The 13,598-nt window shown below is 31.2% G+C and carries 16 protein-coding genes and 1 riboswitch; of the genes, 3 read left to right on the top strand and 13 right to left on the bottom strand.

Annotated elements, in window-relative coordinates:
• Positions 1–18 precede the first annotated feature (18 nt).
• Complete coding sequence (locus SH09_RS05385; protein ID WP_042738598.1) at positions 19–1,077, bottom strand: M24 family metallopeptidase; 1,059 nt, start codon at positions 1,075–1,077, stop codon at positions 19–21.
• Positions 1,078–1,181: 104 nt separating this feature from the next.
• Here SH09_RS05385 and SH09_RS05380 point away from each other — a divergent pair, with 104 nt between their 5' ends.
• Together SH09_RS05380 and SH09_RS05375 are read left to right on the top strand one after the other, a co-directional pair.
• A complete protein-coding gene (locus tag SH09_RS05380; protein ID WP_042738597.1) occupies positions 1,182–1,763 on the top strand; it encodes a hypothetical protein in 582 nt (193 codons plus the stop codon).
• Between the two features lie 27 nt (positions 1,764–1,790).
• Positions 1,791–2,009 carry an SA1362 family protein gene (locus SH09_RS05375; RefSeq protein ID WP_042738596.1) on the top strand — a complete coding sequence of 73 codons (219 nt, stop codon included), beginning with the start codon at positions 1,791–1,793 and terminating at the stop codon, positions 2,007–2,009.
• Between the two features lie 343 nt (positions 2,010–2,352).
• Here SH09_RS05375 and SH09_RS05370 read toward each other — a convergent pair whose 3' ends face one another.
• Positions 2,353–3,183, bottom strand: a complete 831-nt coding sequence (locus SH09_RS05370; RefSeq protein ID WP_042738595.1) for a lipoate--protein ligase family protein — start codon at positions 3,181–3,183, stop codon at positions 2,353–2,355.
• A 168-nt stretch (positions 3,184–3,351) separates the two neighbouring features.
• Between SH09_RS05370 and SH09_RS05365 the strand changes: the two genes are divergently transcribed.
• Entirely contained in the window at positions 3,352–3,738 is a 387-nt protein-coding gene (locus SH09_RS05365; protein WP_042738594.1) for a rhodanese-like domain-containing protein, read from the top strand.
• A gap of 373 nt (positions 3,739–4,111) precedes the next feature.
• Here the strand turns inward: SH09_RS05365 and gcvPB are convergent, their stop codons facing one another.
• The 11 genes from gcvPB to SH09_RS05300 all read right to left on the bottom strand — a co-directional run bounded on the left by gcvPB (position 4,112) and on the right by SH09_RS05300 (position 13,594).
• Positions 4,112–5,590 (bottom strand): aminomethyl-transferring glycine dehydrogenase subunit GcvPB, encoded by a 1,479-nt coding sequence (gene gcvPB, locus SH09_RS05360; protein WP_042738593.1) that lies wholly within the window; start codon positions 5,588–5,590, stop codon positions 4,112–4,114.
• The gene (gene gcvPA, locus SH09_RS05355; protein WP_042738592.1) at positions 5,577–6,929 is read right to left on the bottom strand and encodes an aminomethyl-transferring glycine dehydrogenase subunit GcvPA; all 1,353 of its coding nucleotides are present in this window, start codon (positions 6,927–6,929) and stop codon (positions 5,577–5,579) included. The genes gcvPB and gcvPA overlap by 14 nt, the downstream gene beginning before the upstream one ends.
• Positions 6,930–6,944: 15 nt before the next feature.
• Positions 6,945–8,036, bottom strand: a complete 1,092-nt coding sequence (gcvT, locus tag SH09_RS05350; protein ID WP_042738591.1) for a glycine cleavage system aminomethyltransferase GcvT — start codon at positions 8,034–8,036, stop codon at positions 6,945–6,947.
• 75 nt (positions 8,037–8,111) lie between these two features.
• Positions 8,112–8,209: riboswitch (glycine riboswitch) on the bottom strand.
• Positions 8,206–8,679 carry a shikimate kinase gene (locus SH09_RS05345; RefSeq protein WP_042739026.1) on the bottom strand — a complete coding sequence of 158 codons (474 nt, stop codon included), beginning with the start codon at positions 8,677–8,679 and terminating at the stop codon, positions 8,206–8,208. (Overlaps the previous riboswitch by 4 nt.)
• A 206-nt stretch (positions 8,680–8,885) precedes the next feature.
• Positions 8,886–9,326 carry a competence type IV pilus minor pilin ComGF gene (locus tag SH09_RS05335; RefSeq protein WP_042738589.1) on the bottom strand — a complete coding sequence of 147 codons (441 nt, stop codon included), beginning with the start codon at positions 9,324–9,326 and terminating at the stop codon, positions 8,886–8,888.
• A 257-nt stretch (positions 9,327–9,583) separates the two neighbouring features.
• A complete protein-coding gene (gene comGD, locus SH09_RS05325; RefSeq protein WP_042738588.1) occupies positions 9,584–10,030 on the bottom strand; it encodes a competence type IV pilus minor pilin ComGD in 447 nt (148 codons plus the stop codon).
• Positions 10,008–10,325, bottom strand: a complete 318-nt coding sequence (gene comGC / locus SH09_RS05320) for a competence type IV pilus major pilin ComGC (protein ID WP_042738587.1) — start codon at positions 10,323–10,325, stop codon at positions 10,008–10,010. Before comGC ends, comGD begins: the two co-directional genes overlap by 23 nt.
• A gap of 19 nt (positions 10,326–10,344) precedes the next feature.
• Entirely contained in the window at positions 10,345–11,592 is a 1,248-nt protein-coding gene (gene comGB / locus SH09_RS05315) for a competence type IV pilus assembly protein ComGB (RefSeq protein WP_052495419.1), read from the bottom strand.
• A 67-nt stretch (positions 11,593–11,659) separates the two neighbouring features.
• On the bottom strand, positions 11,660–12,283 hold the full coding sequence (locus SH09_RS05310) for an MBL fold metallo-hydrolase (RefSeq protein ID WP_042738586.1): 624 nt from the start codon (positions 12,281–12,283) through the stop codon (positions 11,660–11,662).
• Between the two features lies 1 nt (position 12,284).
• A complete protein-coding gene (locus SH09_RS05305; RefSeq protein WP_042738585.1) occupies positions 12,285–12,608 on the bottom strand; it encodes an MTH1187 family thiamine-binding protein in 324 nt (107 codons plus the stop codon).
• The gene (locus tag SH09_RS05300; protein WP_042738584.1) at positions 12,608–13,594 is read right to left on the bottom strand and encodes a glucokinase; all 987 of its coding nucleotides are present in this window, start codon (positions 13,592–13,594) and stop codon (positions 12,608–12,610) included. Before SH09_RS05300 ends, SH09_RS05305 begins: the two co-directional genes overlap by 1 nt.
• Positions 13,595–13,598: the final 4 nt, after the last annotated feature.

The raw sequence follows: 13,598 nt of genomic DNA, 5'->3' as shown, positions 1-13,598 counted from the left end.
CCTAAATTATAAGGTCTTCTATAAAATAATAAGGTTTTTTGTGGATTTAGTAAAGTATTCACAGCCATTTTCTGTAATTAAAATGTCATCTTCAATACGTACGCCACCTAATCCATCGATATAAATACCTGGCTCTATTGTAACACAGTTATTAGGCACTAATTCATTTTCAGATTTTCTTGATAAATTAGGGCCTTCATGAACATCTAAACCAATACCATGACCTAATGAATGACCGAAGGCATCACCATAACCGTGTTCAGTAATATAGTCACGTGCAATCGCATCAAGTGCTTTACCACTCATTCCAGGTTTCGCTGCTGCTACTGCTTTTAAGTTAGCGTCTAGCACGATTTGATATATTTCCTTTAATTTTGGATCAGGTTCACCAATCGCAAATGTACGAGTAATATCAGAAGCATATCCTTGATAATATGCACCAAAATCTAAAGTGATTAATTCTCCTTGTTCAATGACTTTTTCACTTGCTACACCATGAGGTAATGCGCCTCTATAACCAGAAGCTACGATTGTATCGAAGGAAGGACCTTCTGCTCCCAATGATAACATTTTACTTTCTAACTTAGCTTTAAGTTCTTGCTCGGTCATACCTGCTTTTGCTATTTCTAGAACATATTCATATGTCTGGTCTACTATTTCAGCAGCTTTTTGAATAATAGCAATTTCTGATTCGTCTTTAACTTCACGAATTTGCTCAACTAATCCTGAAATACTTATTAAGCTGATATATGATTTACTTAATTGTAAATATGTATCATAGCTTACTAAATCCCCTTCGAATCCAACGTTTTGAACATTTAATTGTTCTAATTGTTGCTTCACTTCGTCAATTAATGCACCTTGTTGCTTAATGATTGTGAAATCAGGTGCTTGTGAAGTAGCTTGTTCAATATATCTAAAATCTGTTATTAGTAATTGTTTGGATTCAGTTATGATTAATGCACCACTTGTCCCTGTAAAGCCTGATAAATAGCGTCTATTGTAATCTGATAGTATCACTACGGCTTCTAAATGTTTTTCTTTAAGTGACTGATTAAGTTTTGTTAATCTTGACATTTAAAATCCCCCTCATCAATTGATTTGTACATTTTCGTTATATACATTAAAATGATAGCATAATTAATATACAAATTTATAGTTTTTAAATTAGGAGTAGACGAATGAAGAAAAAAATTGTGGCAATCATAAGTGCAACATGTTTATTGGCTGGTTGTGGCAGTCAAAACTTAGGACCGTTAGAAGAAAAAACAACCAAACTAAGAGATGATAACCATAAATTGAAGAGCAATATTCAAGAGCTAAAGCAAAATATAAGTAAAGAAAATCAAAAAATTGCTTCATTAAATAAAGACAAGAAAAATATGAAACAAGCTAAAGAAAATAAGAAAAAAGCAACAAATTTAAAGGCCTCATCTACATATTATAAAAATGTTGCCAAACGTATCGATGATTACAATCAAATTGACGATGATGTTACAAAGAATAAAGGCAATAAGAACATTGAATCTAAATTAACGGATATAAATAACCAAATTGATAGTGCGTATAGTGATTATACAACACAGATTGATAAGGAAAGCATGAGCGATTCAGATAAATCAAAAGACAAAGATATTAAACGTTTAAATAAAGATTTAAGTAAGGCGATGACAGAAATTAGAGAAGGTTATACTACTAAAGACAAGAAGAAAATTGTAAAAGGCCAAAATTTACTTTCTTCTGTTTCTATTACAAGTAGTTAAGCAGTGAATTTATTGGGAGTGTTCAATTTGAAACAAGCATTATTTTATATAGTAATTGCAATTGCAATCATTGGTTTAGTACTGAATTTAGACGCATTTATATTCAGCTTTGTTAAAATGTTGGTTAGCATTGCAATTTTTGCTGGAATAGCATATCTTATTTATTATTTCTTTTTCTTAACAGAGGATCAAAGGAAATATAAACGAGCGCAAAGAAAATATAAAAAGCGTAATAGAAAGAAATAATCGAGTTAATTCCTAAACTAGAAATATAGTATATTAAAATTAAAGGTTTATTTGATAATATCATGTAACATTAATTAAAAGGTGCCCCGTGTAAAGTGATGTAACAATTATTTTATACGAGGCACCTTATTTTTATAACAATGGCAATTTCTAAGTAAACGATTTATTTGTATGTATACGAAACATAACTATATAGAATATAACAATAGACAATACTTACTGAGAAATAGGATAATCATTAATTGTTGTTCTAAACGAATTAAATTCTACAAATAGAATCAGGGCTAATCTACAAAAGTAGATTAGCCCTATTTTCATAAGCAGTTTGTATTAACTACTTTTATTATTTTCGATAATTCCAATCGTCTGATTTATATTTTTCTATTAATTCATTCACTTCTGCTTGTTGAGCTTCAGTTAGTGTTAAAGGTTTGAAATCAACATTTAAACCTTTTTTAAATCCTTTTTCAAAGGCTACTTCCATTTCTGCTATAGTGATTTTCTTATCAGAAATATCATTTAGAGCAACAGCTTTATCTAGAAAAGCTTTCTTCATTTTTTCTTTTAAACGCTCGTTTTTAAATATAAACATATCAAACAAGTCATCCACATCAACATCTTGAAGCAATGAACCGTGTTGGAGAATAACCCCTTTTTGTCTAACTTGTGCGCTTCCAGCAATTTTCCGTCCTTCTACTACAAGTTCATACCAACTCGGTGCATCAAAGCAAACTGCACTTCTAGGTTGCTTTAATTTATCTCGCTCTTCTTTTGAACGAGGGATAGCAAAATAAGCATCTAAACCTAATTCTTTATACCCTTGTAATAAACCTTCAGAAATAACTCGGTAAGCTTCAGTTATTGTTGAAGGCATTTCAGGATGCGATTCAGGAACTATTACACTATAAGTTAACTCTTTATCATGTAATACACCTCTACCACCAGTTTGACGGCGAACCATGCCGTAACCTTTTTCTTTTACTTTGTCTATGTCTATTTCTTTAGTTAATCGTTGAAAATAACCCACCGATAACGTTGCAGGATTCCAAGTATAAAAACGAATTACTGGATCAATTTCTCCTCTTGAAACAAAATTAAGTAACGCCTCATCTAAAGCCATATTATAAAATGGATCATTACTTCCCGTATTGATAAAATTCCATGTTTCAGTCACTCTAAAAAACTCCTATCAAAAATTGTTATTATTATACATGTATGGTATCGTTTTCAATGATTTTATAAGTATGTTTGCAACACCTTCTAAAACTTAGTAAAAATATTTTGATAAATTGTGCTAACAGTCTTATAATATATAATATCGGTTAATTAGGGAGGATGCAAGATGAGTAGTTTTTGGTTTATAGCGTTAGCAGTTTTAATTATTATAATAGCATATATGCTAATTAATTATCTTCTTAATAAAAGAGCAGTCACAGAATTAAACCAAAATGAATTCCATAAAGGTTTACGCAAAGCTCAAGTTATTGATGTAAGGGAAAAAGTAGATTATGATTATGGCCATATCAACGGAGCGAGAAACATACCAATTACTATGTTTAAACAGAGATATCAAGGTTTAAGAGTAGATCAACCAATTTATCTTTGTGATGCAAATGGTATTTCGAGTTACCGTGCCGCTAGAACTTTAAAGAAAAATGGTTATAAAGACATTTATATGCTAAAAGGCGGTTACAAAAAATGGACTGGAAAAATCAAATCTAAGAAATAATCAAATAGCTAACAAATAACAGTGTTGCTTTATAAACTGTCGACGAAATCATTGGTTTTGTCGACAGTTTTTTATTTATATATTTTTATCACTGTAAAATTTTTCAAACCTTTTATTTTACCTCATATGTTTATATACTTGTGTTGCCAGACGTTGCAAATAGACGGTGCGCTATAAAAATATAAGATTAACTAAAGAAACATAATTTATCTAATTTTACACAGGACAACCAAAAAGACTAATCCATCAGCTAAACTATGCACCATCAAGTTGACATTGGTCAGATGTATACTTGATGAGAACAAGTCACTGTGATGAATTAGTCCTCATATTTAATAATAAATTTTTGACTTAATATTTAATTAGGCTATATTTATTCTTTCTCAGCTCGTAATCCTTCGAACTTTAAAATTGGTTGTCGTGCTGCCTTTGTTTCATCTAATCGATCTATAATTGTTGTATGTGGTGCTTCTAATACTTTGTCTGGATCTTCTTTTGCTTCTGTAGCAATTTTAATCATCGTATCACAGAAATAATCTAACGTTTCTTTAGATTCTGTTTCAGTAGGTTCAATCATCATACCTTCATCTACGTTAAGTGGGAAATAAATAGTAGGAGGATGCACACCAAAGTCTAACAGTCTTTTAGCCATATCTAAGGTACGTACACCAAATTCTTTTTGTTTTGAACCACTTAACACAAATTCATGTTTACAATATTGTGGATATGGAATTTCAAAATGCTCTTTTAATCTAGCTTTAATATAGTTGGCATTTAATACTGCTGCTTCTGATACCTCTTCTAAGCCTTTATTACCCATAGATCGAATGTACGTATAAGCACGTAAATAAATACCAAAGTTTCCGTAAAATGGTTTTACTCTACCAATTGAATCTTCAATATCATTATCATATTTATATACGCCATTTTCCTTAACCACCATAGGCTTTGGTAAAAAGTTTGCCAATTCTTTTTTTACACCAACAGGGCCAGATCCTGGACCGCCACCACCGTGTGGACCAGTAAAGGTTTTGTGTAAATTTAAGTGTACTGCATCAAAGCCCATATCACCTGGACGTACTTTATCCATTATGGCATTTAAATTTGCACCATCATAATATAATAAGCCGCCTGCTTCGTGTACAATATTTCTAATTTCCATAATATTTTTTTCAAATATACCTAACGTGTTAGGGTTAGTCAGCATAATCGCTGCAGTATTTTCATTTACAACTCGCTTCAAGTCCTCAATATCAACTTCGCCACGTTCATTTGATTTAACCGTTACCGATTTAAAACCTGCGAATGCAGCAGATGCAGGATTTGTACCATGTGCAGAATCAGGAACAATTACTTCATCACGATGAGATTCTCCATTTTTTTGATGATATGCTTTAAATATCATCAATGCTGTCCACTCACCATGTGCGCCTGCAGCAGGTTGTAAAGTAACTTCATCCATTCCAGTAATTTCTTTAAGCTCTTCTTGTAAACTATGAATTATTTCCAAAGAACCTTGAATTTGTGACTCATCTTGTAATGGATGAGATTCAGCGAAACCAGGAATTCTAGCAATCTTTTCATTAATTTTAGGATTATATTTCATTGTACATGATCCTAGTGGATAGAAACCTGAATCTACACCAAAATTTTTATTAGAAAGCTCAGTATAATGTCTTACCAAATCAAGCTCAGAAACTTCAGGTAACTCGGCTTTATTCTTACGAATGAATTTATCATCTAATAATTGATTGACTGCATCCGTATTTATTTCTTTTTTAGGTAATGAATACGCATAACGTCCCTTTTTAGAACGTTCAAAAATTAATGGACTTGATTTACTTACTACCATTTATTTCACCTGCTTTCTCAACAAATAAATCGATTTCTGCTTTAGTTCTAAGCTCTGTAACTGCAACTAACATTACATTGCTTAATGTTTTTGATACTTCGCTCATATCAAACCCACCAATAATACCTTCTTGAACTAATGCATCATTAATATCTTTAACTGGTTTATCAAAGGTCACAGTAAATTCATTAAATGAAGTGTCTTCAGATACTTCAAAACCAGCTTGTTTAAATTGTTCTTTGGCATAGTTGGCATTTTCAAAATTTTGCACTGCTATATCATATATACCTTGCTTTCCTAATGCTGACATACTTATAGATGATGCTAACGCATTAAGCGCTTGGTTTGAACAAATATTTGAAGTCGCTTTATCACGTCGAATATGTTGCTCTCGTGCTTGTAACGTTAACACAAATCCGCGATTACCATTGGCATCTTCGGTTTGACCTACTAATCTTCCAGGAACTTTACGCATTAACTTTTTAGTTGTAGCAAAGAAACCACAATGAGGTCCACCAAATTGTGCAGGGATTCCGAATGGCTGTGTATCACCTACTACGATATCGGCACCGAATGTACCTGGAGGTGTCAGTAATCCTAATGCTAATGGATTCGCATACACTATAAATAAAGCTTTTTTATCACTAATAAATGATTTAATTTGCTCTAAATCCTCGATTGAACCATAAAAATTAGGATATTGTACTGCAACGGCAGCTGTATCATCATCAATTGCTTGTTCTAATTTAGTTAAGTCGGTAATCGTACCATCTAAATCAACTTCTATTATTTCGAATGATTCACGCGTTTTTACATAAGTTTTTAACACTTGTAACGCTTGATAATGCATCCCTTTAGATACAACAATTTTATTCTTTTTTGTTTGGTTGAAAGCAAGAATGCATGCTTCAGCAAAACTTGTTATTCCATCATACATAGATGAATTAGCAATATCCATATCTGTCAATTCACAGATAAGTGTTTGAAATTCAAAAATAGCTTGTAATTCGCCTTGAGAAATTTCTGGTTGATAAGGCGTATACGCAGTATAAAATTCTGATCTTGATATCATCGCATCAACTACAGATGGTGCATAATGATCGTATACACCTGCGCCAAGGAATGATGTATGTGTTTCTTTGGTGATATTTTTCTTAGCAATTCGATTCAAACGCTTTGACAGTATCGTTTCATCTTCACCGTCAGCAATATCTAATTCTCTATTTAATAAAATATCTTCTGGAACATCTCCAAATAATTCTTTAATTGAGCTTGCTCCAATCGTTTTTAGCATTTCATTTTTGTCTTGTTCAGTTAAAGGAATATATCGATGACTCACGTTAACACCTCTTTATTATTTTGTTATATGATTCTTTTTCACAATTTTAGCTTTCACTTTGCGTTTTCGTACTTGAATTTGTATTTCTTTACCCATTTCAAATTGCTCTCTTTTAATTAAGCCTAAGCCTATAGACTTACCTGATGAAGGTGATTGCGTTCCAGAAGTGACTTCCCCAATTTCATTATCGTCTAAATCAAAAATGACATAACCTGTTCTTGGAATTCCTTTATCAATCATTTCCAAACCAATTGCACGACGTTCAGAACCATTTTCTTTTTGATCTTTCAATACTGATTTACCAATAAAGTCAGCCTCTATTAACGGTTTTGCAGCAAATGCGATTCCAGCTTCATAAGGTGAAATAGTCTCACTTAAATCCTGTCCATGTAACGGTAATCCAGCTTCCAGTCTTAATGTATCACGAGCTCCTAAACCACATGGAACAACATCTAAACCGATAAGTTTATCCCATAAATATTTGGCATCTTCTGCTTTACAATATATTTCGAAACCATCTTCACCTGTATATCCTGATTGTGAAAGAATGACTGATTTTTCGAAAAATTCTACATTTTGTTTAAATTCAAATGGCTTCATCTCAGAAATGTCGACATTTGTGTTAGCTTGAACTATTTCACGTGCTTTAGGCCCTTGAACAGCCAACTGACTATATTCACTTGAAACATTTTCTACATAAACATCAAATTCTGTTGCTTGAGCATTAATCCAGTCAAAATCTTTATCAGTATTACCTGCATTTACGACTAATAAATAAGTTTGATCTGCAAGTTGATAAATAATAAGATCGTCAATAATTCCACCATTTTCATTGCACAACGCTGTGTACAAAGCTTTAGATGAAGTTAACGTATCCATATCATTAGAAAGTAGGTATTGTACAAATTGCTTTGAATCAGAACCTTTTATTAAAATTTCTCCCATATGACTTACATCAAATAAACCTACTGAATGCCTTACTGCATTATGTTCTTCTTTGATACTTGAGAATTGTACAGGCATAGCCCATCCGCCAAATTCTACAATTTTTGCACCACTATCTACAAAAGTCTGATATAACGGTGTCTGCTTTAATTCGTTTGACATGAAGAAACCCCCTAATTTTATATTAAAAAAACAGGATAGACATTAAGTCTACCCTGTTAAAACACTCCAGGAATGCGTCACAATATTATCCTTTTGCCTGAGAGTTTCGTTAAACTTGCACCTTCGGCGATGAATTGTATTTTTCACAATTCATTCTCTCTAATACTGGTCATTCGCATAAAACCATTTCTTGAATTATATGATATAACTCTCGAAGTGGCTGATTACTATTCAATTTGGTGAATGCGATTTCATTATATCTTGAAACCCTTGAGGAATACAAGCTTTTTAATTCAAAAAAACTTTTATTATTTGCATTAGGCCGATTACTATCATTTTTGATTCTTTCATAAACAATATTTAAGTCGCAATCTAGCCAAATTACATTATGTCTTGATTTCAATAGATTAAATGCATCAGGTCCTTCGACTATACCCCCACCAGTTGAAATTACATCATATTGTTCTATACATTGTTGTAAATAAAGAAACTCCAAATTCCTAAAACCTGTTTCTCCTATTTTATCAAAAATTTCTGGGATAGAACGTTGCTCTTGGCTTACAATATACTCATCTAAGTCAATATAATTCAAGCCATCGTTTGAAGCGATATACTCCCCTAATGTAGTTTTACCTGTACCCATAAAGCCAATAAAGATAAGTGGTGCTTTTTTATTTGTTTTCAATTGTATCGCCCTTTTTGTCAAAACTATTTAATTGTCTATCATAATAGCTTTCTATATTATTTAACGTTTTCAGCTGAATGATAAACCGCGCTGAATACGCGCTAATTAGAGTTAAATATAGCACAAAAATCCACATTACAAAAGGATACAAATAACCATTTAATCTAAAAATAAATTTGTCTTTCAATCAATTCCCCCTTAATATAAAGTTTAAGTTTTAACTTGATAAAATCGTTGTTAACTTTTTGAAAATATACACTGCGAATATTGTTTATCATCGTTATATTACCTGAATGGTTAACGGTCTTAATTAATTTGTTATTTCTAAAACGATACGTAATAATCTGATTTCCTTGCTTTAAAGTCAAAGTATTTCCTACATCATTTATTGAAACATATTTTGCATTATGTACGACTTGATCATCTGTAAGATCCTTCGCTAGATAAATTAATTCCGCATCATCAAAATCAGCAATTTTATTAAATGTTGAAACGGATTTAATTAAAATAGGTATCAGTGCACATATGATACTAATAACAAGTAATACAAAGAGTAACTCAAGATATGTAAAACTATTTATTTTTTTGAGATATACAGATTTCATCATGACTCTCCTTGTCAATAATGCAATATTTACCATTTAGGCCTGTGATTTGATATCGATAAATATTAAATGTACTGTTTCCATTCGTTTTGGGATTCTTTACTAAAGTTGACATAAGGATGCGCTTCATTTCGATTCGATTTTGTTGGTGATTTAGTTGATGTAACATATGATTTAACATCGGGAAATAAAACAAACATAAGCTAGTGATTATTGATAATGAAAGAAGTGCATCAATTAAGAGTGATGAATGAAGATTATACTTTTTCATAACGAATTCTACCCTTTTCTAAATGAAATATAATTCTATAAACCGTTTCATTTAAATTGATAAATATACTTCCAAACTTATTGGTGTTTCCGTTTTTTTCAAAAGTAATTGTTTTGAGGTTGGTTCTATAATATATATAGCCATTTTGAGGTAATTGAAGTTTTCGTGTCTCATGATATTGCTCTAAAATAACAATATCTGTTGAGTTTGGTGTTATAAGAAGAGTTATGGGTTGATTATCTTTAATTGCTATGGATTTAATATAATTTAAGTTCATAATAAAGTTTTTGATTTTGTTTTCGTCATTAATGCTATCTAATCGTTCCATTGGTATAAATTTAAATTGAATCATAATTAAAGTAGTTATAATACTTAGTACAAGTAGCATTTCTAACAATGTGAAAGCTCTGCTAGTTGGCAATAGCTTCACCATTATTTATAGTAATTGTTGCACCAGATTTACAATATTTTTGATTTTCTTTTAAATATCCTTTTTGAATTAAATCGTCAATAGAGTCTGGATTTTTATTATATTTTAATGCGAAAGCTTCAATTTGACTATCTACCATTTTTAATTGCGCTTCACATCCTGTTTCCTGTATGGATTTAGATTGTTTTGATATATTTGGAATGATTAATATAAGTAATAAACTTATGATTAATAAAACTAAAAGCATTTCAATTAAAGTGAAAGCATCTTTATAGTTAAATTTCGGTTGTTTATACATTGGTTATCGCTCTCCTAAACTATTTTATAGTTTGCATTAGTTCAAACATAGGTAACATAATTACCAAGTACAGTATGACAATCAATCCTGCTAGAATAATAAATATTATTGGCTGGATAAACTTAATAATTGTTTGTAATTGCTTTTCTATTTTCGAAATAATGATTTCACTGTATAGTTTTAATTCTATTTCTAATTTCCCCTCCTTTTCCCCAGCTTTTATAAACTTAATTAATCCAGGTTCGAAGCAGCCGGTCTCTTTTAAAACATCACTCAAATTTAACCCCTTTTGCAAACCTAAATTAATGATATTTGACAGGTAATTAAGGTACGGATCACTCTCTTGATTAGCATAAATTTCGACAATACTTTGTAAAGAAATACCATTTTTATAAAACAACGAAAACTCTGTAGCTAATCTATATGTTTTATACCTGATAAATAGTTTTCTCAGAATTGGTAGTTTCCTTATAAATTGTATTTTCTTCGCAACTGAACACGATCGATAATAACAAATAGACAATATTACAATCAGAGAAATTATTATTACAATTAACAATAAAATTAAAGGTAAATTAAAGATAATTGAAGTAAGTATGATTTGTAAGACAGAAAGTTCGACACCCATATTTAAATATAGTGATTTAAATTCTGGAATTATCGTGTAATTTAAAATCATAATCATGATAATAAAAAAACTTAAAAGTACTAATGGATATTGTACCGTCTTATAGAAATTTAGTTTGATTTTATAATTTCGTAATAGAAAATCTTCAACATTATTTAAATAGAGTGTTAAATCTCCAAAAATTTCCGAAAAATAAACAAGCATTATAATAGATTTGGGAAATTTTAAAATTGCAAAGATTTCGGAACAACCAAAACCTTTCTTTACCGAAGCATATAAATCTAATAATTCACTTGATCGTTTAGGTTCACTAAAAAATTGTGGAATAATACGAATAACACAACTTTCATTTCCTAAAGATAATGGGAGCGTAGAAATCCTCAAATAATATAATTGTTTAAATTTATATAGATATCTACCACTTTGAGCTGTATTATGGTTTGCTACATCAAGACCAGCTTGATATTTCATGAAAGTCAGTAACTTTTGATATAACGTCTGATGTATCGTTTCAATAAATATAAATTGGTCATTAATTCTGAACTTCAATATCACCTCTTTGTCACTAGGAATAAAATGAATATCTGAAGCTTTTCTTGTTAGGGCTTTACCTAAAATATTATTAAATAATAATTGCAATTAAAAAGACACCTCCTACATATATACACGTAGAAGGTGTCTTTTTTACTTTATTTAATTTAATTTTTTAGCCGTGTAAAAACGGGTTTAATTGTTCATCTGCAACTGTAGTATATTCGCCATGTCCTGGGAATAATGGTAAGTCATCATCTAATTCAAAAATCTTATCTAAAATAGAGTCAACGAGTGTTTCGTAATCTCCTTTGTATAAGTCGGTACGTCCAATACCTTGATTAAATAAAGTATCACCTACGACTGCAAACTCATCGAAAACATATGTCAAACTACCAGGAGAATGACCAGGTGTATGCAATATATTAAATTTAAAATCATCAATATTGAATTCACCTTCCTCAAGTGACTTGGGTTGTGCATTGCTTGTTATTGAAGGTAAACCGTATTGTTTAAATGCTGCAGATCCATTTTTATTAACATCTGTTAGAAAATCAAATTCTGACTTATGCATGTATACAGGAACATCATATTTAGCAAGGACATCGTCTAATGCTGCTATATGATCAAAGTGTGCATGTGTTAATAAAATTGCTTTAACAGGTTTGTTAATTTGATTAAGTTTTTTAAAAATTAAATCACTGTCACTTGCTGGATCAACAATTAATGTATGTTGGTCACTTTCGATAAAATAACAATTTGTTGATACTTGACCTAAAGTCAAACTTGAAATTCTCATTTTATTTGCCTCCATCATTTAAATGCTTTTGAACAGCGGTTACCTTGTCACCCATTTTTCTAGATTTATCACGACGGTCATCAATTCTAATATTCGTACATACTCGGTCTAAGCCTTTGTTAAAAGGTAGTTCATGGATGACTTGTACAACTTCTAATAAATCCTTTAAATCTCCCTCTATTAAAGTATTCATTGGTGTTAATTGATAGTCAATTTTACCTGCTGCTTTATATTCTTTTAATTTAGATTGAATCTCAGCTATATATTTACTTACACTTGGACCTTCTGTTCCTACTGGGATTACTACAACATCAACAATAGCCATTATTTAACACCTTCCTTTTCAATAATATAAGTATAAATCAATCCAGCAGCGCCTGTGATGCCTGCATCATTTCCTAATTGTGCTTGAACAATTTCAGTACCTTCTTGAGCTGGAGAAAATGTTAAATTATGATATTCAGTCTTAATATTTTCAATCAATATCAAGCCGGCTGTAGACATACCGCCACCTAAAACAATATATTTAGGATTACTCGTAACACTTACAATACTGCATAAATAAGCAATATAATTCGCAACACGTTCAGTAATGAATATACAGAATTGGTCACCTGCTTTTGCAGCATCAAACACAGCTTTAGCTGTAACTTTATTGTCTTTAATCAATTGTAAGATTGAGGATTTGAAAGTGAGTTTAGGATAATAAAAGTTAACTAAATTAACAACACCAGTAGCAGATGCTACAGTTTCTATACAACCCGATTTGCCACAATTACACTTGAAACGTTGATCATGATCTACTCTAAAGTGACCAATTTCAGCACCTGAACCATTATGACCATGTACGATTTCACCATTTGAAATAATACCTCCACCTAATCCAGTTCCTAAAGTAATTGCCACAACATCGTCGGCGCCCTGGCCAGCCCCTTTATGTTTCTCACCAAGTGCAGCCACATTTGCATCATTATCTACATACACTGGACAATCAACAAATTGTTGGAAAATTTCTCTCACATTAACATCACCGTGCCAATAGAGATTAACTGCCCCATGTACAATTCCAGTTTCAAAATTAACAGGTCCTGGGACACCTATTCCTACACCTAACACATCTGAAAAATTGTATTCAGTTTTTGCAACTGCATCTACGAATGAATCATAAATGTTTTTCAACAATAAATATCCTGTAGTATCAGTTGTATCCGTATCAATTGACCATTTAGAAATACGATCTAAATTTTCGTCAAAAATACCTAGTTTACAAGTAGTTCCACCAATATCTGCTGCTAATATAATCTTCTTCATCTAT

Origin of the sequence: Staphylococcus gallinarum, from assembly GCF_000875895.1 — a bacterium.
Lineage (GTDB): Bacteria > Bacillota > Bacilli > Staphylococcales > Staphylococcaceae > Staphylococcus > Staphylococcus gallinarum.
The sequence above is the reverse complement of the archived record's forward strand: the minus strand, read 5'-3'. Positions and strand labels throughout refer to the sequence as shown.